The organism is Paenibacillus sp. PAMC21692 (genome assembly GCF_014303795.1).
GTDB classification, from domain to species: Bacteria; Bacillota; Bacilli; order Paenibacillales; family Paenibacillaceae; genus Pristimantibacillus; species Pristimantibacillus agaridevorans.
The window spans coordinates 29,750-53,190 of the sequence record NZ_CP060293.1; the positions used below are offsets into that span (position 1 = coordinate 29,750).

General features: G+C 54.0%; 17 protein-coding genes and 1 other RNA gene. 5 read left to right on the forward strand and 13 right to left on the reverse strand.

Features of this window, described 5'->3' with window-relative positions; translation table 11 throughout:
• Window positions 1-109 precede the first annotated feature (109 nt).
• The 9 genes from ssrA to H7F31_RS00175 all read right to left on the reverse strand — a co-directional run bounded on the left by ssrA (window position 110) and on the right by H7F31_RS00175 (window position 10,204).
• Window positions 110-475, reverse strand: a transfer-messenger RNA (tmRNA) gene (gene ssrA, locus H7F31_RS00135).
• 260 nt (window positions 476-735) lie between these two features.
• Complete coding sequence (gene smpB, locus H7F31_RS00140) at window positions 736-1,218, reverse strand: SsrA-binding protein SmpB (protein ID WP_087572268.1); 483 nt, start codon at window positions 1,216-1,218, stop codon at window positions 736-738.
• Window positions 1,219-1,440: 222 nt separating this feature from the next.
• The gene (locus tag H7F31_RS00145) at window positions 1,441-1,641 is read right to left on the reverse strand and encodes a cold-shock protein (RefSeq protein ID WP_068678946.1); all 201 of its coding nucleotides are present in this window, start codon (window positions 1,639-1,641) and stop codon (window positions 1,441-1,443) included.
• A gap of 324 nt (window positions 1,642-1,965) precedes the next feature.
• Complete coding sequence (gene rnr, locus H7F31_RS00150; RefSeq protein ID WP_397373607.1) at window positions 1,966-5,127, reverse strand: ribonuclease R; 3,162 nt, start codon at window positions 5,125-5,127, stop codon at window positions 1,966-1,968.
• Window positions 5,128-5,301: 174 nt separating this feature from the next.
• Window positions 5,302-6,792, reverse strand: coding sequence for a nicotinate phosphoribosyltransferase (locus H7F31_RS00155; RefSeq protein ID WP_187102503.1), 1,491 nt, complete (start codon window positions 6,790-6,792; stop codon window positions 5,302-5,304).
• Entirely contained in the window at window positions 6,789-7,607 is an 819-nt protein-coding gene (locus H7F31_RS00160; RefSeq protein ID WP_187102504.1) for a ribose-phosphate pyrophosphokinase, read from the reverse strand. The genes H7F31_RS00155 and H7F31_RS00160 overlap by 4 nt, the downstream gene beginning before the upstream one ends.
• Window positions 7,608-8,347: 740 nt before the next feature.
• On the reverse strand, window positions 8,348-8,545 hold the full coding sequence (locus H7F31_RS00165; protein WP_222622734.1) for a hypothetical protein: 198 nt from the start codon (window positions 8,543-8,545) through the stop codon (window positions 8,348-8,350).
• A 122-nt stretch (window positions 8,546-8,667) separates the two neighbouring features.
• On the reverse strand, window positions 8,668-8,904 hold the full coding sequence (gene secG / locus H7F31_RS00170; RefSeq protein ID WP_087571782.1) for a preprotein translocase subunit SecG: 237 nt from the start codon (window positions 8,902-8,904) through the stop codon (window positions 8,668-8,670).
• 88 nt (window positions 8,905-8,992) lie between these two features.
• Entirely contained in the window at window positions 8,993-10,204 is a 1,212-nt protein-coding gene (locus tag H7F31_RS00175) for a YhgE/Pip domain-containing protein (protein ID WP_261800245.1), read from the reverse strand.
• A gap of 152 nt (window positions 10,205-10,356) precedes the next feature.
• Between H7F31_RS00175 and H7F31_RS00180 the strand changes: the two genes are divergently transcribed.
• The 5 genes from H7F31_RS00180 to H7F31_RS00200 all read left to right on the forward strand — a co-directional run bounded on the left by H7F31_RS00180 (window position 10,357) and on the right by H7F31_RS00200 (window position 17,865).
• Window positions 10,357-10,995: a TetR/AcrR family transcriptional regulator gene (locus H7F31_RS00180; RefSeq protein WP_261800246.1), complete on the forward strand. Its 639-nt coding sequence runs from the start codon at window positions 10,357-10,359 to the stop codon at window positions 10,993-10,995.
• A 69-nt stretch (window positions 10,996-11,064) separates the two neighbouring features.
• Entirely contained in the window at window positions 11,065-11,376 is a 312-nt protein-coding gene (locus H7F31_RS00185) for a YbjQ family protein (protein ID WP_187102506.1), read from the forward strand.
• A 126-nt stretch (window positions 11,377-11,502) separates the two neighbouring features.
• Entirely contained in the window at window positions 11,503-12,720 is a 1,218-nt protein-coding gene (locus H7F31_RS00190) for a sensor histidine kinase (RefSeq protein WP_187102507.1), read from the forward strand.
• A 3-nt stretch (window positions 12,721-12,723) separates the two neighbouring features.
• Window positions 12,724-13,365, forward strand: a complete 642-nt coding sequence (locus H7F31_RS00195) for a response regulator transcription factor (RefSeq protein WP_187102508.1) — start codon at window positions 12,724-12,726, stop codon at window positions 13,363-13,365.
• 174 nt (window positions 13,366-13,539) lie between these two features.
• Window positions 13,540-17,865, forward strand: a complete 4,326-nt coding sequence (locus tag H7F31_RS00200) for an InlB B-repeat-containing protein (protein WP_187102509.1) — start codon at window positions 13,540-13,542, stop codon at window positions 17,863-17,865.
• A 530-nt stretch (window positions 17,866-18,395) separates the two neighbouring features.
• Here the strand turns inward: H7F31_RS00200 and eno are convergent.
• The 4 genes from eno to H7F31_RS00220 all read right to left on the reverse strand — a co-directional run bounded on the left by eno (window position 18,396) and on the right by H7F31_RS00220 (window position 23,356).
• A complete protein-coding gene (gene eno, locus H7F31_RS00205; RefSeq protein ID WP_087571780.1) occupies window positions 18,396-19,688 on the reverse strand; it encodes a phosphopyruvate hydratase in 1,293 nt (430 codons plus the stop codon).
• Between the two features lie 175 nt (window positions 19,689-19,863).
• Window positions 19,864-21,402, reverse strand: coding sequence for a 2,3-bisphosphoglycerate-independent phosphoglycerate mutase (gene gpmI / locus H7F31_RS00210; protein WP_087571779.1), 1,539 nt, complete (start codon window positions 21,400-21,402; stop codon window positions 19,864-19,866).
• Window position 21,403: 1 nt separating this feature from the next.
• Window positions 21,404-22,159 carry a triose-phosphate isomerase gene (gene tpiA / locus H7F31_RS00215; protein ID WP_187102510.1) on the reverse strand — a complete coding sequence of 252 codons (756 nt, stop codon included), beginning with the start codon at window positions 22,157-22,159 and terminating at the stop codon, window positions 21,404-21,406.
• A 12-nt stretch (window positions 22,160-22,171) separates the two neighbouring features.
• Entirely contained in the window at window positions 22,172-23,356 is a 1,185-nt protein-coding gene (locus tag H7F31_RS00220; RefSeq protein WP_187102511.1) for a phosphoglycerate kinase, read from the reverse strand.
• Window positions 23,357-23,441: the final 85 nt, after the last annotated feature.

Below are 23,441 nucleotides of genomic sequence, written 5' to 3' on the forward strand. Positions count from 1 at the left end.
GATTCATGCTCACAAGCCGCACAAACCCAATATCAACGCCATTTTCCAACCGCCATGTATACCGAGAATGCAAAAAAGACACCTGACACGGTGTCTCCTCTGATAGGTTTGGTGGAGGCGAGGGGATTTGAACCCCTGTCCGAAGATCACGCCACACGGCTTTCTACGGGTGTAGTCACGAATTTGATGTCACCCAGGCCGACGCTTCGTAACCAGCTTCGATCTAGGTCAGCCTGATTGTCTTCTTCAGCACACCCCAGGCGGAGATGTGACAGCGTATCCCACTAAAGTTGGGCCCTCATCCCGGTACATGGGCGATACAGAGCGAGAGCACGTGTGCAGGTTATTAAGCTGCTACAGCGTAGTTTGTTTGTTGTTTGCCGTTTAATAGGCTTTAGCGTTGATGAAGCAGACGACTCCCTGCTACCCGCTGGCTCGCGCTCGTCCAATCCCCGTCGAATCCATAAACGCCCCCGATGCGGCATAAACGTCACCCTGTCAGCCACCTCGCATATAGCGAATAACTAAACAGCCAACGATTAGCACAGATCACTGGGACTCCAGGATTAACGATGAGGCGACTACTACGAGTCGTTCATCCAGAACTTCATGTCTTGCAATTTGCCAGTCTTGCTCGTTGCTACAAACTTAGTATACCACGCATCCATACAGAATGCTCGGAATTGTTGCTGGCAACGCTGGTCTTAACAACCATGTAAAGCTGTTCATTTCTTACTAACGAGCCACCTTCTGCTTCTCCCTAAGCGCACGCTGGATGTCGCGCTGCGCATCGCGTTTGGCTGCGGTGTCGCGTTTGTCGAACTGCTTCTTGCCTTTGCCCAAACCGATTAGCAGTTTGGCATAACCGTTTCGAACGTAGATCTTGAGCGGCACGATCGCGTAACCGTCGCGTTTGACCAAACCCAGCAGCTTGTGAATCTGCTCCTTGTGCAGCAACAGCTTGCGAGCCCGAGTAGGATCAGTCGGATTATGCATATTGCCTTGCTCGAACGGACTGATATGCATATTGTGGATGAACATCTCGCCGTCGCGGATCGTCGCGAACGCATCTCCGATATTCGCCCTGCCGTTCCGGAGCGACTTGATCTCCGTGCCCATCAGCACCATGCCCGCTTCGAAAGTCTCCTCGATGAAGTAGTCATGGGATGCCTTCTTGTTCTGGGCAAGCACCTTGCCGTCGTTCTTCTTAGCGCCCATGCCATTCACCTCGTTTTCGGTCAGCATCTCCAGCCATAGGCTTGCCGGTGTTTTTCATTGTAACAACTTTGTATAGGGAAATCAAGGATACTGCGTAGTACCATTCGGCTTAAAAGATCTTCTACCGATGATGCCCTGCATAAGTCCCATAAAAACCAACCAAGAACGAGAAAGACCGTCCTCAACCGGATGGTCAAGGACGGTCTCATCGGAATTAAGCTATTACAGCTTAACTACGTTTTCAGCTTGAGGACCGCGGTTGCCTTCAACTACGTTGAACTCAACGCGTTGGCCTTCTTCAAGAGTTTTGAAGCCTTCGCCAACGATTGCGGAGAAGTGTACGAAAACGTCGTTTCCGCCTTCAACTTCGATGAAGCCGAAACCTTTCTCAGCGTTGAACCATTTAACTGTACCTTGTTGCATGTGGAATTACCTCCAAAAAGTGTATTAATATGCGCCTGTTTCGTTATTAAACAAAAAATTCACACATTGGAAAGGGTTTCATGACTCTAATGACACCCTTTTCAATATGTGAATTCAGGTTCATATCATCGATTCGATTGCCTTTAGTTTATAATACCCGCCGCCAAAAAGCAAGCGACAAGTCTAAATATATTTTCCCAGTTCATCCAGCCGACAGCACGCTCCGGCATCACGGGCACTACACCCCTCCAACACCGCGTAATTGCCCGTAATCCTGAGCATTACCGTCTTATTATATCCTCTGCTTCCTTATCTTATACTGGACTATTTGCGATTTTTGCGAACGAATGCAGCTGTCGCGTTGCCGCCGCTTTTCTTCTTCCGCTTGCTCTTTACCGGACTGCCTGCGCTCGGGGCAGCCTCACCGCTATTTCCGCCAGCCTTCCCGGCGTTGAAAATGCCGCTCGTCGTCGTATTCTTGCGACGACCGCCGCCTCCGCCGCTCGGACCGCGGCCGTTGCCTGCTCTGCCCTTGCCGCCTCCCGGCTTGCCACGGCCACCGCCGCCGCCTCGTTGGCGGCTGTTGCTATAAAAGAAGCCGTCGTCGTCGCCACCATGCCCGCCGTCGCCTCCGTCATCCCGGCCGCTGCGACGCTCAGGCAGTTCGCCCGACGGAATCGGCATTCCCCACATGTCCTTGCGGTTCTTGCCGCCAGCGGACAAGTTGATGCCGCCGCCTTCGGCGCCCTGCACTCTCGAGGCTCTCGAGCCGCGTCCTTCGCGAGGTCCATCTTGCGCATCGAAAGCGCCTCCCGCACCCTCGCGAGTGCCTGCTCCGTCCTCGCCTTCGCGGTATTCCACCCAACGGTTCTCCGCGTCAAATGCGCCGCCGTTTACCCAAGGATTGACTCCGCCCGATCCGCTTTGATCCGAACCGGAACCGGCACCGCCACGCCCGCGTTTGCCGCGCGCTTCCTGCCCCGCTCCGGCACCGTTCGCAGCGCCACCATCGCGTCCTCTGCCTTGTGCGTTCTGCCATGCCCCCGAGCCGGCACCTGCATCACGGCCTCTGCCGCCCTGCGGCGCTCCTCCCGGACCACGTCCGCCTGCTGCATTGCCACCACGGCCTCGGCCGCCTACAGCACCGCCGCGTCCGCCATTCCCGGCTCCTCGGCCAGCGCCTCCGCGCCCGCTCTCGCCGCGGCTGCCGCCGGCACCGCGTCCGCCGCGCCCGTCATCGCTTCGCTTGCCGAAGCCGCCGCGTTTGCCCCCGCGTCCGCCCCCTGTGCCGAAACCAGCGTCGGCTACGCCTTTGTAGCTGCCCCGAGGTTTCATGTCGACGAGCTCGAAGTCGATGTTGTACTCATCCATATCCACGCGCGACACGCGGATCTTCACTTCATCTCCGATTCGGTATACTCGGGAGGTGCGTTCGCCGATCAGTACCATATGAAGCTCGTGGAAGTGGTAATAATCGTCAGACATATCGCTCAGCCTGATCAGACCTTCTACCGTGTTCTCCAGCTCGATGAACATGCCGAAGCTTGTCACGCTGCTGATAATTCCGTCGAACTCCTCGCCGACCTTATCCAGCATGTACTCGCACTTTTTCAGCCGGTCCGTGTCCCTTTCCGCATCTACGGCGAGACGTTCCCGCTCCGAGGAATGTTGCGCAATGTCCGGCATACGTGCCGTCAGCGCCTCATGCCTCGCCTCCGTCAGCGCCCCGCCGCCTTCCAACACCTCGCGAATGATGCGATGGATGACCAAATCGGGATAACGGCGGATCGGCGACGTAAAGTGCGAATAAAACTCCGCGGCCAGACCGAAGTGGCCCAGACTCTCCGGATCGTATTTCGCCTGCTTCATGGAACGCAGCATCATCGTCGAGATAACCGTTGCTTCCTTCGTCCCCTGAATCTCCTCAAGCAGAGTCTGCAAGGCGCGAGGATGAACGGAGTTGCCCTTGCCGCCCTTGACGACGTAACCGAAGTTCGCCGCGAACTGCATGAACGTCATCAACTTATCCTGATCGGGATCCTCGTGGATCCGGTACAGGAACGGCACGCGCAGCCAGTGGAAATGCTCCGACACCGTCTCGTTCGCCACGAGCATGAACTCTTCGATGATCTGCTCCGCCACGGAGCGTTCGCGCTTGACGATGTCGACCGCCTTGCCGTTCTCGTCCACGAGAACCTTCGACTCCACGAAGTCGAAATCGATCGCGCCTCGCTTCATACGCTTGGACCGCAGCCGCATCGCGAGCTGCTCCATCAGAGCGAACATGTCGAGCAATCCGGCATAACGCTCTTTCAGCTCTGTCTCCGACTCTTCTTCGGTAGCCGTCAGCAACCGTCGCACATTGGAATACGTCATCCGCTCCGTCGTCCTAATGACGCTCGTAAATACATCGTGACTCACGCGCTTCAACGTTTTTGCGTCAAATTCCATATGGCAAGACAACGTCAGCCGGTCTACCTGCGGGTTCAACGAACAGATGCCATTGGACAGCCTATGCGGCAGCATCGGAATCACGCGATCCACGAGATACACGCTGGTGCCTCTGCGGAACGCTTCCTGATCCAGCGCGGACTTCTCCCGCACATAGTAGCCGACATCGGCAATATGGACGCCCAGCAAGTAGTTGCCGTTCTCCAGCACCTTCACATGTACGGCATCGTCAAGATCCTTGGCGTCTTCGCCGTCGATCGTGACGATGACTTCGTCGCGCAGGTCCCTGCGCCCCTGATCGCGGATCTCTTCCTCGGTAATCTTATCCGGAGCCGCTTCGGCCTCCGCCATTACATCGTCCGGAAAACCTTCCGGCAGCTGGTGCTTGCGAATGATCGACAAGATGTCGACGCCGGGATCGTTTTTGTGTCCCAAAATTTCGACGATCTCGCCCTCAGCCGCCGAGCGCCCTTCCGGATACGAGATGATGCGTACGACGACCTTCTGTCCCGTGACCGCGCCCTTGAATTCACCCTTCGCGATAAAAATATCCCGGTTAATCCGTTTGTCGTCCGGGATAACAAAGGCATATACCTCGTGGTTCTCGAACGTGCCCACGACCTGCGTGACGGCACGCTGCACGATGCGGGCAACCTCGCCTTCCATGCGGCCGCCGCCCTCGCTTTTTGCCGTAATGCGGACGAGGACGATGTCTCCGTTCATGGCGCTTTTCAGATCATTGGCGTGAATGTAGACGTCGGGATGATCCTTCTCGTCCGCGATCAGGAAAGCGAAGCCCTTGGCATGAGCCTGAATCTTGCCTCGAAGCAGGTTCATCCGCTCCGGCACCTCGTAACGCTCGGTACGCGTACGGAGCACCTTGCCCTCTTCCTCCAATTTGTTGAGCAGCTTCAGGAATTCCTTGAATTCCGCCGCTCCCTCTATGCCGAAGTGCGCCTCCAGCTCTTGGTACGTCATCGGCTTGTAAGCCGTCTCTCTCATAAAATCAAGCAGTTCCTGCTCGCGTTCCACCATGGATGGCCTTCCCCTCGTGAACCGCCGCTTCTCGCCAGACTAGCAGGACGCTAGCTGCATTCGCGGCCGGTTGATAGATAGTCATATACCATGTAGTATACACGAAATAGGAGACAATCAATCTTTCACGCAGAATATTTTGCCAAGCGGCGCCTGTGCCATGTCACTTGCGACCTATTGTAGTTGCGCTAGCAGCCTGCCCCGGATATCGCCAAGCGTATGCTCCCGCACCAGCTTCCCGTCCACGAATACATCCTCCAGCAGATCGACCTCCGGGAAAGCCTCGTACTGCTCTCTGCTGAGGTTATCCACATAGGTTATGACGCCTTCTTTTTCGATGACGCGTACAAGCCCCGTTTGCGACTTTTTCATCTTGTTGCTGTCGGTCTTGGGATCTTTGAAAATAAGTCTTTCCTCGCCGTTAACTACCGTAAACGTCGACTTCAGCGCGAAGCCGAACGTATCCCGCGTATTATACTGGTACGTGAACGAGCCGATGCCGTAGACCATGTTGGTCGACGCGAACCCTTTGGCCGCCAGCTTCTCGCAGATCTCCCTGCAACGGTCGATGGTGATGGCGTCGCCGTAGATGGCGCCGATATGGCTGTCGAGCTGCTTGTAGCCCTTCTCCGTAACCGTGCCTCCGAAAATCTCCCACAGCAGCTCGATCACGCCCTTGCGCTCGAACTCGTCTTCGCCGTCCGGGTCGCCGCAAAGGATAAGCACGGGATCGCCGCTGTCCGGACGAATGACGACTTTGCCGTCGCGGCTTAGAATGTCCTCTTTCAGCCCCCGAATGACGACGTCGATGACGCTCCACAGATCCCATGTGTCCGATACGATCGACACGAAGCCGTTCGGGTACACTTCCTTGATCAGATAGCGGTACGATGCCATTTCGTCGCGGCCGTGCGCGCACATGACGCTGTGCTCCGTTGCCGGGATCGACGTGCCGACCAGCTCCGCCTCGATATTCGCGCCGTAGTAATTCTCCAGGTAAAGAATCGCGGGGATGGTGTCCGTCCCCGTGAACGACAGCAGGTGGCCCGCCCCGCTGCCCATCGCCGCCTCAAGCGAGCCCATGCCTCGCATCGAGAAATCATGCCCCTGGAAAGGGACGAACGACGTATCGCCATTCGTGCGGAGCGCGTATTCCTCCAGGATTTGACGATACTCGAACGCAAGCGTCGCGCTGTTGGCAGGCATCCACAACTGGCACGACATCAGCGTCTCCAGGTAGTTCGTCAGCCAGAAGAACTCCGGCTTCGTATTCTCGATCGTCAGCATCGGCACCTTGATCGGCACCGGCGTGCCTTCCTTCACCGCTTTGATCCGGATCGGCAGGTATCCCTGATCGTGCAGCTCCGCGATGTGGCTGGCATCCGGATCCGAGACGCCCAGCGCGTGACGGATCACCCGGGCGTACTCTTCGACAACCGCCGTTTTGGGCCGCCCGAAGAAATGTTCGTCGAAGTAGGCGATCAGATATTCCTTAATAAAAGCTTGGAAACCGAACGCGATTACATGCTCCACGTCCGCGAGGCGGCTCGTTCTTGCCGTCCAGGTCGAGTAGACGAGCTCCGTTCCCTTCGGATATTGGTTTTTGTGGCTTACCTTATAGAAGTCGCACAACAGCGTTGCCGGGTATACGAATTTGTCAGTCATGATAAAATCCCTCCGATTTCAGTTATACGAATACGTTCCGTTCCTTGCGCCGCATCCAGAATCGTGTCGGTCGTGAACACCTTGTCCACGAGCCCGCTTCCCAGCATATCCCCTTTGAAAACAGCATCTTCGCAATGGCCGACCAGCAAGTAAACTTCCGAGGCCCCTGCCTCTCTTAACCGCTCGGCGCTCCGGAGGAACGTCCCCCCGTAGGAGCATAGATCATCGACGATGATGGCTTTAAACTCTGTTGCGTCGATGTTCCCGACAAGCTCCAGACTGCGAATTTCGCCGGTTTCGAAGTCCCGCGACTTAAATCCCACCAGTTGCTTAAATCCCTTCACCTTGCTATAACGCTTCTGCGCCCCCGCATCGGGGAAAAACAAGAAGTCTCGCGAAGCGTCGAAGCCCGTCTCTTCCATCACCCGTGCCAGCAGCAAGGACGTCGGATATTCTGCCTTGCTCCTGTCTAGCAACGCGGTCGTTACGTCGGAATGCGGCTCCACCACCGTAATCTCCTCGAAGCCGAGTCCGTTCAGGAAGGACGCCGTATGCTTCAGCGTGAAGACGGAGTCTCCTTCCGTCCGGTCCATTCTGCTGTATGGCATGTATCGAATGAGCAAGGATACCTTACTCCGCATCTCGTCCAAGTGCTTCTTAACAAACATCAGCTTGATGAGGTCGCCATCGTTCCCGTATTTAAAGTCGAGCAGATTGTTCTCTCTAGCCAATCCTTTGATCTCTCCGCCGTCCACCAGCGTCTCCCCGTTCGGGAACGTCTTGAACGTCAGCCGCACTCCGTTTAACGCGATCATGTCGGTACACCCTCCAACAACTTCTATTTGATATTATCATATTGACTATATCAATAATTGTCAACCATCTTCCTGTAAAATAGGCTAATCGCCTTATCAAATGTAGTCCGTTTGGGCTAAAGTACAATAAAAAACGGCTAAGCCGCCTCTTCCTTCCGGGCAGAAAAAAGCACCCTGACGGGCAAGAGCGTCGCTATCCTTCGATTAGATGATGTTTCTAAAATCTATCGGACTCACTGAGGCCTCGTTCCATAGTGTGCAAAACCGGAAATGAAGCTGCAATCAATCATCGCCAGCGTGGTAACGGAATTGAGGGCCCTTATATGGATCGTTTGACGTGATTTTAAAATCTACCGGAACTCTGCGACGTTATTCGTGAGAAATCCAGGCAAACCGTGGACTTTTGCCCCTCATAAGGACTGTCAGTTCCATTAGATTTGCGAAGTGCCGATTTTTGCTGAAATAACGCCTTTCATTTCCGTTACAGTCGCATTTTTTACCGGACACTTGCCCGCAAATTCACCTTTGCACAATAAATCGACGGCCTCTCACTCACTCGCCACTATTTGCACCATCTGAGCGACTTTTTTCTATATTCCGACCATATAACGGCGACCTACAACAGTACCTTCTGCCCGAGCTTGGCGCTTCGAACAGCGCCGAACACCATGTTCACGCTTTTTATATTGTCCAGGCTATCCGTTTCTGCCGGACGTCCTTCCTCCAGAGCGGTGAACATTTCATCCAGCCGGGATCGTCACGTCCAATACAAGATTCGCTTCCGTCGCCGCCAACGCTTCGCCAAGACTCGTAAAGACAAGCGCATCCAGCCCCCGCTTCTCCGCCATCGCCTTGGCCACCTCCTCATAGATATCGACCAAGCCAACAATTTCGGCATTCTCCCGCCGAGCCGCGTAATCCAGCCACGCGTTCGACATGCCTCCGCAGCCTGCTATCGCCAATCCCCGCTCAGCACGCAAAATATATTGGATGCTCTTTTCCACACACAAAAAAAGAAGACGGGGTAAACCCCCGTCTTCATCTTACTAAACATCTTATGTTATTGATTAACGAAATAAGAAACGATCAGCGCCAAAATGAAAAACCCGGCTGCCAACGCAACAGTCAGACGTTGCAGGAACAAGTCCAGGCCACGCGCCTTCTGCTTGCCGAACAGGTGCTCTGCACCGCCCGTAATCGCTCCGGACAACCCGGCGCTCTTACCCTTTTGCAACAATACGACTGCGATCAAGCCGACCGAGAAAATAACGAGCAGGATCTTCAATGCGATATCCATTCCATCCACCTCCAGCGTACCACTCCGTAAAAACACATAAATCGATTTTACCATAGCTGTTCACAATTTACAATAGGACGGGCCCGGCTTACGAAGATGCAGATGTAGCCAGCTCAGCTCCGCTTGAGACCTTCTGAGGCTTCAACGCGGAGAGCAGCAGTAAGATCAGGCTTCCCGCGCTGATCCAGAATAGCGCAGCCGTCGACTCGTTCCATTCGAAGCCGTTGCCGAAGAAGAACAATTCCCGTAAGCCGTCGACCATGAACCGCATCGGCAACCAGGAATGAATCCAGTCCCGGTAGAAGCCGTTCATAAATTCTGCCGGCAGCGCGAGAAGCGGAGCGCCGAAAAACAAAAGGAGCACGAACAGTACGATGCCCCGGATTCCCGTCCACGACAGGATGGCGGAGATCATCAGGAAAAACGCCAGAATCGAGAACGATATAAACAATCCCATATCGGCCATGTTCGGGACGCCCAAATCCAGGAAGCCGTTCGCAAGCCATGTGACTAGAAATCCCGACAATAGCGCGAGAACGACGCCGACTCCCGCTTGGATCAGTCGGGCCGCGAGTTTGCTTCTCCTTGAGGAAGCGGAAGCCGCTGCTTTGCCAACCACTAGCGTGCCGATGGCAGCGCCAGCGATGCTAGCCATCCAGATCGGCTGGAACAACGATATCGGCGCATTGCCTCTGGCCGCGTTCGCCCCTATCTCGTTCACGTTGACAATCTGAGCTACAATAGGCGAAGCAACAATCGCCGCCTGGGAAGGCTTAAGCGTCACTCCGCTCGCTTCAAGCTCTTGCAGCAGCCCCGCGCTAATCGTTGCGTTTAGCTTGCCAACCATGCCGCTTACCATTTGAGCAACCATATTGGCGGCCGTCGCGTTCATGCCCTGGTTAACCAACACTTCGATTTCCGGTTGCTGAGGTGCCGGAGACCTGAGCGATGCCTGCTTCGCGCTGAAATCGGCCGCAATGATCAGCGCTCCGTAATAGTCGCGGTTATCCATCCCTTCCCTGGCAATCTCGACCGATTCGAGCGGCACCCACTTTACAGGCGATGCCTCGCCTTCGGCAGCCATACCGGGAGCTTGTTTCATTTGTTCGACAAGCTGGTCTCCCATATTAATCGCCGTACCGTCCGGCAACGCAGCCCCTTCATCCAGATTGACGATGGCGATCGGCAGCAAGACAGGTTTCATCGTCGCCGACGGATACAAAGTCAGAACGAAAATAAACAAAACCAGCATGGCGATCAACGGCGATGCGAGAAGCAATTTGTTTTTAAACACCTGCATATCGGCACTCTCCTTTACCTTATCTTAAATAAACACCGTGTTGATTAATATTCACACTGTAGATTATAATGATTTTAGTCTTATGTACAATAATCAAGTTTTCGCGAAATGCCGCATACTAAACAGATCGGCGAATACTGTCTAAGGAGGGCTTGCCTCTGAGCGAAGATACACCGACGCCGGACAGGCGCGTACTGCGTACGAAACGGGTCCTTCGAGACGCGCTGACGGCGCTAATGGAGGAGAAGGGCTTCGACGGCATTACGGTAAAGGATCTGACGGAGAGAGCAGATATTAATCGCGGCACGTTCTACATCCATTACCGGGACAAATACGACTTGCTGGAGCAGAGCGAAGCGGAAATTATCGGAGTCATCGAATCGATGGCGGCCGAGGGGTTCCAGAACGTGGTGCAAGGAAAGTGGACCAATCAGGACAACGGCGCGATCGATCCGTCTCCGTTCGTGTGCAAGCTATTTGTCTATCTGCAGGAAAACGCGCCATTTATGCGCGTCATCCTTGGGGCGGGCGGAGATCCATCCTTCCAGAAACGGCTCAGGGAAGTAATCAGGCAGCGTGCTTTACCTATTCTGACGAGCTCAGGAGGGGAAGTGCTCGTTCCGGCTGATTACCTGACCGCTTACGTCAGCTCCGCCCATCTCGGCGTTATTCAGAACTGGCTGGACAACGGCATGGACTTGCCTCCGGAGCAGATGGCCGATATCCTGTCCAAGCTGACGCTGCTCGGCCCGGGACATGTAGCCGGCATTACGCGCAAGAAAGAAACGTAAGCAGCTATTGTCGCGTACTAACAAATATTCAAACTGGGCAACATACCACTAATTAGGAGGCAAACAAAAATGATCATTACAACAACTTCAACGATTGAGGGACATCCGGTCAGACAATATCTTGGCGTAGTCACGGGCGAGGTTATTATGGGGGCAAACGTATTCCGGGACTTCATGGCTTCGATCACCGACATGGTCGGCGGACGTTCGGGCGCGTACGAGTCCAAGCTGCAGGAGGCGCGCGACGCCGCTTTCGCCGAGATGACGCAGAAGGCCTCCCGTCTTGGAGCCACCGCAATCATCGGTACCGACATCGACTACGAGGTCATCCGCGACGGCATGCTGATGGTCGCTGTCAGCGGTACGGCTGTAATGGTGTAAAGCGGCCACTCCAGATCCACTATCGTTCCGAATAAGTCATCGCCAATCCTTAACCGCCAGACGGCATTTTCCGTTGGCGGTTATTTATTTGCATGTTATGCTTTTTTTAAAAGGTGATCCCTCATGATGGATATAATTCGAGATTTTCTGTTGCAAATTTCGTTGATGGTCGTTTTAATGTTTGCCTACGAAATCTTCTTTGCGGAGAGACGTTGGAAGGATGCCCATGCCGGTACGATTCTGACATTTCTGTATGGGACGGCACTGCTGTTCTGCATGACGTTCCCCGCTTATTCGGATTCGCTCATCCGCATGGATATCCGAATGGTGCCTCTGCTGCTCGGTACGATGTATGGCGGCGTGCGAACAGGCTTGCTTTTATCCGGTTTAATCATCCTGTATCGGTTGTATCTTGGCGTGGATCCGGGCTTCTTTACGACTTCGCTCACTCTCTTGATCAGCATGCCCGTCATTCTGATCGCCCAGAGACGGTTCGAGACAGCCGGACTGCGAGGGAGAATACAATTAGCCGTCATGCTGGCGTTATTGTATAGTATGACTGCCTTGTTGGCCGTATCGATCATTAGCGGAATTTCCTACCCGTTTATTCAAATGCAGCTCATTTATATTAGTGTTGCAGTAATATGCGTCCTATTCTTTGTCTCCCTGGGGGAAACCGTAAAGGGTATGATGCGGAGGAACCGGCAGCTCCAATCCGAGGCCAAGGATGCAGAGATCGCCATACTGAGGTCTCAAATCAACCCTCATTTCCTATCGAACGCCTTGAATTCGATTGCCGCGTTATGCAGGAGCGAGCCCCGATTGGCGGAGCAGCTGACGCTGGATTTATCTCAATATTTGAGAGGAAGCTTTGATTTCAAAAAACTGGATTCCCTCACCTCCTTCGAGAACGAATTAGAGATGTTGCAAGCGTATCTCAATATCGAGCAGGTTCGTTATCGCTCGCGCTTGCATGTTGAATATAAGATAGAAGCCGATCCGCAATTGCAGATACCTCCGCTGATTCTGCAGCCACTCGTCGAGAATGCAGTGAAACACGGTCTCATGCCCACCTTAAAAGGCGGAAAGGTAATCATTACAGCAACGCAAATCGGAGAACATGTCCGTTTTACCGTGGAGGATAACGGTTGCGGGATGAGCGCGACAACGCTTGATCAATTATTCCGGACGGAGGGCGAGAACAAAGGAATCGGTCTCTGGAACATTCACAGGCGTCTCCAGCTCTTGTACGGGCGAAGCTTATCTGTTGAAAGTGTCGAAGGCAGCGGTACGAGGGTCTGGTTTGAAATTCCTGCGACAACGTCCGTGAAGACGGGAGGATGACGAATGACAGTAGCTATCATCGTAGATGATGAGGAGTTGGCGATACAAAGACTAAGCATGCTGCTCGCCGAAACCGGCGAGATCGACGTTTGCCGAACCTTCTTGAATCCCGCAGAAGCCTACGAATATGTGGTGAGCCATCCGGTTGACATCGTATTCCTGGATATCTATATGCCGGAAATTAGCGGAATGAATTTCTGCAGCCTATTGCTCGAGCTTCATCCTCACATCGGTGTCGTGTTCGTGACAGGATATAACGATTATGCGGTAGAGGCGTTCGAGCTAAGCGCGCTGGATTACTTGAAGAAGCCGGTAACGGAACAGCGGCTCGCCAAGACATTGGACAAAATCAGAAAAAAACAGATCGCCGCATCGCTTGATCTCCACCGCCCCAATACCGAAGCCCGCACCGCTAATGATACCCCCGAAAAAACACATCCGAAAACGGCTGCCCTGACAGAGAAGGAAATCAAGGTGCTGCGCTTGATGACGAAAGGTTTATCGAACAAGGAAATTGCCGATCAATTGAATATTGCCGCAGAAACTGTGAAGTGGCATCTCAAGAACGCTTACCGCAAGCTGAATGTCAGCAATCGCGTACAAGCGTTGCAACGTGTCAAAGAACTGCATATCTTCGAGGAGTAAACTCATATGCACGATGACTGCATCATACAATTGTCTAGCCCCCATTTTGGGGGCTTTTTCGACATTGCCCCCCATTCGGGGGATACCGATTTGTCGAAAACCTGCTTATACTGAGGATTGTTAGTCATTTTGGCCCATCCCAAAGGTCGGAAATTTAAAGGTTGAGGTGAAGAAATGCTTGCGACAAACAAAAAAAAGATATTCTTATTGATGCTGATGTGCTGTCTGCTATTAAGCGGATGCATAACGAACAGCACGTCGGTTACGTTCAACTTGGACGCGGATTTATCGAACTCCTATCAAATCTATCTTCGTTATTCGGATGGAACGACCGCAACAACGACAAGCGGTCAGCAGGGTTCTTCAGGCGTCACTATTCCAAACCCTACAGGAAAAACGATCGTCGGTGCCTTTGTCACGGACCATCGAGTGAGTTGGGTACCCACATATAGCTACCCGTTTTCGCCTAATCAAGTAAACGTTGAGAATGTAAATGAATCCAAACCCGACAAACCTGCAGCCTTTGCCGTCCTGCAAACAAGCAGCACAGTATCGGGGAATGTCGATGTCGTCTTTGAAATCTATGACGCTGATCACAACCCGGTGCATGACCGCACCGAGGTATTCGCTCAAGCATCAGGCGCCCTTTTTTATAACAACGATCCCAAGGATGGCAGGACTGATCAAGATCCTGTCAGCGGATATTCTTCCTTTACAAATGCCGGTCTCGTGACGTTCAAAGTGAACACGGGCGGCAAGCAGCTGTCGGATTTCTCATGGCGCCTCTTCTCCGGGCCGAGTTTAATCCATTCGGATGACGATACCGACTTGATAGGGCTTCAATTATCGCAAGGCGAGCTACGCCCTTCATCGTTCATGCCCGGCAAGACGGACTACAGAGCAGTGGTTCCTGACGGAACGACCAGCTTGACGGTAACAGCAGCCCCATACAATCCGGCTGCGGAGATAACGGTCAACGGGCAGCCTGTTCTAAGCGGAGAAGCTAGCGGGGCAATAGATTTGAGTGCCTCCGGTAATCGGATAGCCATCCGAGTGACAGCGCCTGATCAATCGGTCAAGACCTACAACGTCCATGTCGCAGGCAATCTTCTTTCTATGGAAGGCTCCGGCACGGCATCGGATCCCTATCTGATTGCGAACGCCGATCTGCTGGATCAGGTCAGGTATTACAACACCGGCGCGGGAATACATTTCAAGCAAACCGCCCATATTGACTTGGCCCACTTTGCTAACGACGATGGATCCAAGGGCTGGGTGCCGATCGGCAACTCTTTCGCGCCGTTTCTTGGGCAATACGACGGTAACGGTTTTTCAATCGCTAATCTGACCCTGTACAGGCAAGACGAGAATGATGCCGGGTTATTTGGATATACAGGCTTGTCCGGAACCGTTTCGAACGTTTTGCTGCAGAACGTATCTATTCAAGCAGGAAGCCGGACGGGCGGATTAATCGGTTACAATAACGGAACCGCCATCAACAACTTCGTAACGGGAAGCGTTACAAGCAAGACCACCCATGTAGGGGGGCTTGTCGGACAGAATAACGGCACCATCCGCACCAGCCATGCCAATGCAATCGTTACTGGAGTCAATATGGTTGGCGGTCTCGTGGGTTATAATTCCTTTGATATTAATCAAAACAATGTTTACGGGCTCATCGAAGACAGTTACGCTATCGGGCAGATTAATTTAGTAGATGTTAATTCTACTGGAGCTACTGGGGCTGGCGGCCTGGTCGGGATCAATCATAACGGTACCATTACGCAGAGCTTCTACAATTCCGAGCTTCTAACGCCCCCCGCATCCCATTCGTTACTCGGAACCGCGAAAACGACAGCGGAGATGAAGAATCAAGAAACCTTTGACAGTGCGGGCTGGGATTTCGACCAGGTGTGGGCTATGGATCCGGAGAATAACAGCGGGTATCCTTACTTGCAAAACATGTCACCTCCAAATACTTATGTCGTCGCTTATGACAGCAATGGCAGCACAGGTGGCGAGGTGCCTGTCGACAGCGGTACTTATGAGACCGGCTCGACGGTTACCATACTTGGAAACACAGGAAATCTGGTGCGAGCTGGGTATACGTTCACGGGTTGGAACACTGCAGCGGATGGCAGCGGAACTGACTATGCGGCGGGTGCAACATTCCCTATGGCTGCGGCGGATGTGACGTTGTACGCGCAGTGGACTGCTAACCCGACCTACACGGTGACATATAACGGGAACGGCAGCACGGGTGGCGCGTTACCAGTCGATAGCGGGGCTTATGAGACCGGTTCGACTGTAACCGTACTTGGAAACACTGGAAATCTGGTACGAGCGGGCCACACCTTCACGGGCTGGAACACCGCTGCGGATGGCAGCGGAACGAACTATGTGGCTGGCGCAACATTCCCTATGGCTACGGCGGATGTGACGTTGTACGCGCAGTGGACCGCTAACCCGACCTACACGGTGACGTATAACGGCAACGGCAGCACGGGTGGCGCGGTGCCTGTCGACAGCGGAGCCTATGAGACCGGTTCGACTGTAACCGTACTTGGGAACTCAGGAAATCTGGTGCGCGCGGGCCACACCTTCACGGGCTGGAACACCGCTGCGGATGGCAGCGGAACGAACTATGTGGCTGGCGCAACATTCCCTATGGCTACGGCGGATGTGACGTTGTACGCGCAGTGGACCGCTAACCCGACCTACACGGTGACCTATGATGGAAACGGAAGCACGGATGGCACAGTTCCTGTCGACAATGGTGCCTATGAGAACGGTTCGACTATAACCGTACTTGGAAACACAGGAAATCTGGTGCGCGCGGGCCACACCTTCACGGGCTGGAACACCGCTGCGGATGGCAGCGGAACGAACTATGTGGCTGGCGCAACATTCCCTATGGCTACGGCGGATGTGACGTTGTACGCGCAGTGGACCGCTAACCCGACCTACACGGTGACCTATGATGGAAACGGAAGCACGGATGGCACAGTTCCTGTAGACAATGGTGCCTATGAGAACGGTTCGACTATAACCGTACTTGGAAACACAGGAAATCTGGTGCGCGCGGGCCACACCTTCACGGGCTGGAACACCGCAGAGGATGGCAGCGGAACGAACTATACAGACGGTGCTACGTTCCCTATGGCTGCGGCGGATATAACGTTGTATGCGAAGTGGCAAATTATCAGCAGTGATCCTCAGGCTCCCATCGTTCCTGTTGGTCCAATCCTTCCAACGAATGGCGTGGATGTCCTGATCAACGGACAAGCTGTTAGCGCGGGAATCGCAACCACAAAAATCGTTAACGGCCGCTCCGTTACAACTGTCGAATTGTCTGCAGACAAGCTGAGTCGATTACTTCTCGGTACGGAAGCCGGTTCCGTCTTAACGATCCCGATCAAAGGGGAATCCCATTCCTCGATCGGCGCGTTAAACGGAAAGTTATTCGAAAGCTTGACGCAGCAACAAGCCGTTTTGAGTCTTCAATCCGGCAAAGCGATCTATTCGATCCATACAAGTCTGATCGATCTTCAGGCTTTGATAAAACATTTTGGGACATCCGTCGTACCGAAGGACATCACGATTCAACTTGAAATTTCAGAACCGGAAACGGGGGCACAAGCCGCTCTTGAAAACGCTGCGAAGGAAAATAAGTTTTCTCTCGCAGGTCCACCGGTTAGCTTTGAAGTAAAAGTCGTTCACGGCGATAAATCGATCCTTGTTTCGTCGTTTGACTCCTACGTGGAGAGATTAATCCCGCTACCTGACGGTTTTAATCCCGCGCTTGCAACCACCGGAGTCGTCTTGGAGGCCAATGGAACAGTACGGCATGTGCCAACGATGATCGTGACGATTGACGGCAAAAACTATGCACGGATCATGAGCATGACCAACAGCACTTATGCGGTCATCCGAAAAAACGTTGTTTATTCCGATGTCGAATCGCATTGGTCGAAAGATGCGGTTAACGATATGGGTTCGCGAATGATCATCAAAGGAATCGGCGGCGGATTGTTCCAACCGGATCGTGACATGACACGCGCTGAATTCGCAGCCATTATCGTGCGCGCGCTAGGCTTGAGTCCGGAAGGCGGAGAAACCTCCTTCGCGGATGTGGCGGCAACGAATTGGTATTATGGCACGGTAAGCACCGCTCATGCTTATAACCTGATCACTGGATATGAGGACGGCAGCTTCCGCCCATCGGAGCGCGTGACGAGAGAGCAAGCGATGACGAGCATTGCAAGGGCGATGAAACTTGCGGGGCCAATTGCAGAACCAGCTTCCTTGGAACGTCTTCAATCGTTCGCAGATGCGAATGCGGTATCGGCGTGGGCCATAAGCGGCATTGCGGACAGCCTGCAAGCCGGGATCGTAACCGGCAGAAGTACGAATGTTCTTGCTCCAATAGACTACGTGACCAGAGCGGAAGTTGCGGTTATGGTCCGCAAGCTGCTTGTGCATGCTGAATTGATCTCTTAATGTTTTATTTTCATTTGCCAACAATCGATTAACCGAAGAGCTATTCCTGCAAAGTCATCCTAGACTTGCAAGAATAGCTTTTTTGTTGCGGCAGGAACACCTACCATCCAAACACAGCTGAACGGCTGTCATTCTTCTTGTGCGGGGCGGGGGGTGGGGGTGGGAGGCGTGCGGCGCGCTGAACAACATTACCTTGACTGGTGATTCGATCCCTCCGTTGTTCGAGGGTGTCCTTCTAACGGACATTAACGCCCATGGATGCTAATCAGAGTTAATTTCCGCTCCATCGGCGTTTTTAACGTCTACAGCTGCTCGTTCGCCCACAGCTGGTATATCGCATTATTTCCCGTACAATAAGAAAACCTCAATCGAGGCCTCTCGACGATGAGCGACCGCGTTTAAAGGTAAGTTTTATCGCCAATAAGAAAGCCGTTTTCGAAGACCGAAAACTTATACTTTCTTATGTGGTCAAAAAAACAAGCGACCCGCCCCCTCACCAGGACAGACCGCTTGCCGCGTAAGCCAATTGCTTATTTGAAGCTTTTAAGGTTGTAGAACGCCGCTTTGCCGCCGTATTGCGCCGTCGAGCCCAGTTGGTCCTCGATGCGAAGCAATTGGTTGTACTTCGCTACGCGGTCCGTACGGGAAGGAGCGCCTGTTTTGATCTGGCCGGCATTCGTTGCAACAGCGATGTCTGCAATCGTACTGTCTTCGCTTTCGCCGGAACGGTGGGAGATAACCGCAGTGTAACCAGCGCGTTTAGCCATCTCGATCGCGTCGAATGTCTCAGTCAGCGTACCGATTTGGTTCACTTTAACAAGGATGGAGTTGCCCACGCCTTGCTCGATGCCGGAGGACAGACGCTCCGTGTTCGTTACGAACAGATCGTCGCCAACGAGTTGGACTTTGCCGCCCAGCTTCTCGGTAAGAAGCTTCCAGCCATCCCAGTCGTCTTCGGAGCAGCCGTCTTCGATCGATACGATCGGGTATTTCTCAACCCACGATGCAAGGAGGTCAACGAACTCGGCAGGCGTGAAGGATTTGCCTTCGCCGGCCAGTACGTATTTGCCGTCCTTAAAGAATTCAGTGGAAGCAACGTCCATGCCCAGGAATACGTCAACGCCTGGCTTGTAGCCTGCGCGCTCGATCGCGGAGATGATCGTTGTGATCGCTTCTTCGTTGGAGCCCAGGTTCGGAGCGAAGCCGCCTTCGTCGCCTACAGCCGTGTTAAGACCTTTGTCATGCAGAACGGCTTTCAGGTTGTGGAAGATTTCCGCGCCGATACGAAGAGCTTCTTTGAAGTCGGAAGCGCCAACCGGCAGAACCATAAACTCTTGCACGTCGATGTTGTTGTCGGCATGCTCGCCGCCGTTGATGATGTTCATCATCGGTACCGGCAATGTTTTAGCGTTAAATCCGCCCAGGTATGTGTACAGAGGAACGTCCAGAGCATCGGCAGCAGCGCGGGCTACAGCCATGGAAACAGCCAGAATCGCGTTAGCGCCCAGATTCGCTTTGTTCGGCGTTCCGTCCAGTTGGATCATCTTGCGGTCGATCGCGACTTGATCAAGCGCGTCCAGGCCGATGATTTCAGGAGCAATAATCGTGTTTACGTTGTCGACGGCTTTCGTTACGCCTTTGCCGAGGTAACGGGATTTGTCGCCATCGCGAAGCTCAACGGCTTCGTAAGCGCCAGTGGAAGCGCCGGATGGCACGATCGCGCGGCCTTTGCCGCCGGATTCCAGGGCTACTTCAACTTCTACAGTCGGATTCCCGCGGGAATCCAGCACTTCGCGTGCGTATACGTCAACGATAATAGACATATTCAATACACTCCTTCTCGATTAACCATATTGGGCAGCACATTTCTTTACCACAATAGAATTTATAAGTTTTCGAGAAATCGAAAACCAATATTCTATTTGGCGATAAAAACTTCATCTAAACGCGGTCGCTCTTCCTCGAAGGACTTCGATAGATGTTTTTCTCATTCTACTATTACTTGTTCAGCAAAGTCGAGCCGGTCATCTCTTCCGGTTTGTTAAGTCTCAGCAAATCCAGCATCGTCGGAGCGATGTCCGCCAAAATGCCGCCTTCCCGAAGCGTCTCGCCTTGACGGGTCACGATCAGCGGAACCGGATTCGTCGTATGCGCCGTATGCGGACGGCCATTCTCGTCGAATACCATATCCGCATTGCCGTGGTCCGCCGTAATGATGCAAACGCCGCCTTTGGCGAGCACCGCTTCCACCACCTGACCCAGGCACTCGTCCGTCGCTTCGACCGCCTTGATCGTCGGCTCCAGCATGCCGGAGTGGCCAACCATGTCGGGGTTCGCGAAGTTCAGAATGATCGCGTCGTGCTTATCCGCCGCAATCTCGCGCACCGTGGAAGCCGCCAGCTCGTAAGCGCTCATCTCCGGCTGCAGATCGTAAGTGGCAACCTTCGGCGAGTTGATCAGCACGCGCGTTTCGCCCGGAAGCTCCTTGTCGCGGCCACCGCTGAAGAAAAACGTGACGTGCGGGTACTTCTCCGTCTCCGCCGTGCGAAGCTGCGTCTTGCCGTTCTGCGCCAGCACTTCGCCCAGCGTGTTGTCGAGATTTTTCGGCGAGTAAGCGACGTAGCCGCCAACCGTCTCGCTAAAGAGCGTCAGGCAGACGAAGTGCAAGCCTACCGGATGATTGAATCCGCGGTCGAAGCCTTGGAAATCTTCATTCATGAATACTTGCGACAGCTGAATGGCGCGGTCCGGACGGAAGTTGAAGAACACGACGGAATCCTCGGATTCTACAAGCCCGACCGGCTTCCCGTCAGCGCCCGTAATAACCGTCGGCATCACGAATTCGTCGAACACGGATTTCTCGTACGATTCCACGACCGCCGTCAATGGATCCGCATATTGCGGTCCATCGCCGTATACCATCGCGCGATAGGACTTCTCCGTACGCTCCCAGCGTTTGTCGCGGTCCATGGCATAGTAGCGGCCTTGCACCGTCGCGATGCGGCCTACGCCGATCTCGTCGATCTTGGCGAGCAGTTGCTCCACGTAACCTTTCGCGCTGTCAGGCGATACGTCGCGGCCGTCGAGGAAAGCATGGATGTAGACATCCTCCAGCTCTTCCTTCTTTGCCAGCTCCAGCAGAGCGAACAGATGCGCGATATGGCTGTGCACGCCGCCGTCGGACAGCAAGCCGTACAGGTGAAGCTTCTTGCCCCGGGATTTGGCGTGTCTAACCGCGCCGAGCAGCGTCTCGTTGTCGAAGAACTCGCCTTCGCGGATCGACTTGCTGATGCGGGTCAAATCCTGGTACACGATCCGGCCTGCGCCGATGTTCAGATGGCCGACCTCGGAGTTGCCCATCTGTCCTTCCGGCAGGCCTACCGCCTCGCCGGAAGCCGTAAGCGTCGTATGCGGATATTGCGACCAGTACCGGTCGTAATTCGGCTTGTTCGCTTGCGCGACCGCGTTGCCTACCACATCGTCGCGAAGTCCGAAGCCGTCCAGAATTATTAGCGCTACAGGTTTGCGGGAGGCCATCTTACTTGGCCCCCTCGATCAGCGCGATGTAGGATGCAGGCTCCAGGCTTGCTCCTCCTACCAACGCGCCGTCGATGTCCGCTTGGCCCAGGTATTCGGATACGTTGTTCGGCTTCACGCTGCCGCCGTACTGGATACGTACCTTCGCCGCTACCGCTTCGTCGTACAGACCCGCGATAACGCCGCGGATGTAGCCGATCACGTCCTGAGCATCTTCCGAAGTGGAAGATTTGCCCGTGCCGATCGCCCAGATCGGCTCGTAAGCAACGACAACTTCAGCCGCTTGCTCGGCGGACAGGCCTTGGAACGCGCCTTCCGTTTGCACTTTGCAAACTTCTTTCGTCGCGCCGGCTTCGCGCTCTTCGAGCTTCTCGCCTACGCATACGATCGGAGTCAGGCCGTGTTTGAATGCCGCAGTTGTCTTTTTGTTGACGATTTCGTCCGTTTCGCCGAAGTAAGCGCGGCGCTCGGAGTGACCGATAATAACGTATTTCACGCCAAGATCCTTTAGCATAAGACCGCTGATCTCGCCCGTGAAAGCGCCGTTGTCTTCGAAGTGGACGTTTTGCGCGCCGATTGCGATTGTCGTGCCTTTCGCCGCTTCAACAAGCGCGGGAAGCGCCGTAAACGGAGCGCAGATGACGCTTTCCACGCCCGCTACTTCCGCTTTGCCTTTCACTTCTGCCAAGAAAGCCGTCGCCTCGGAGACGGTTTTAAACATTTTCCAGTTGCCTGCAATAATCGGTGTTCTGCTCATCGCATATACCCCCTATTTGTCGTTAAGTGCCACTACGCCCGGAAGAACCTTGCCTTCCATAAATTCCAGGGAAGCGCCGCCGCCCGTGGAGATAAAGTCCATACGATCCGCCAAACCGAACTTCTCGGCTGCCGCAGCGGAGTCGCCGCCGCCGATTACCGTGTAAGCGGATGTTTCGGCCGTTGCTTGCGCAACCGCGATTGTACCGTGTGCAAACGGTTCGATCTCGAATACGCCCATCGGTCCGTTCCATACGACCAGCTTGGAATTTTTGATCACGTCCGCATACAGCTCGCGAGTTTTCGGCCCGATGTCGATGCCTTCCCACTCGGCAGGGATGCTGTCTACGTCCACGATTTGCGTGTTCGCGTTTGCGCTGAAATCGTCCGTTACGACGATATCGACAGGAATGTAGAAGTTTTTGCCCAGCTTCTTCGCTTTCTCGATGAATTCGAGCGCCAGGTCCAGCTTGCTGTTGTCCACGAGGGACTTGCCGATTTCATGGCCTTGCGCTTTGAAGAAGGTGTAGGACAAGCCGCCGCCGATAATGATGTTGTCGGCGATTTCGAGCATTTTGTCGATGACCGCGATTTTGTCCTTTACTTTGGAACCGCCAACGATAGCCGTGAACGGACGCTCAGGGTTGTTAAGCGCTTTGCCCAATACTTCAAGCTCGCGCTCCATCAGCAGACCGGATACGGCCGGCAAAATGTGCGCGATGCCTTCCGTGGAAGCATGCGCGCGGTGAGCGGCGCCGAACGCGTCGTTTACGAACAGGTCCGCCAGCTTCGCGAATGCTTGCGCCAGCTCCGGATCGTTTTTCTCTTCGCCCGGGTAGAAACGCACGTTCTCGAGCAGCAAAACGTCGCCGTTGTTCAAAGCCGCCACTTGCGCTTCGACCGCTTCGCCGATGGCTTCGTTCGCTTTCGTTACGGGCTTGCCGAGCAGCTCGGAGAGACGAGCGGCGGATGCCGTATGGCGAAGCTCTTCTACGACTTGTCCGTTAGGACGGCCAAGGTGGCTCGCCAAAATGACTTTCGCGCCTTTTTCGATCAAGAAGTTGATCGTCGGCAGCGTTTCGCGGATCCGTTTATCATCCGTAATTTTGCCGTCTTCGAGCGGCACGTTAAAGTCCACGCGCACGAATACGCGTTTCCCTGCCAGTTCTGCTACGTCGCGAATGCTTTTTTTGTTCATGGTACGTTCCTCCACGTCTTCGAATTTTTAAGATTGAAGATAGAATAGCAGACTCATAGCGCGTGTTCAAAAAGTTCGGTTATCA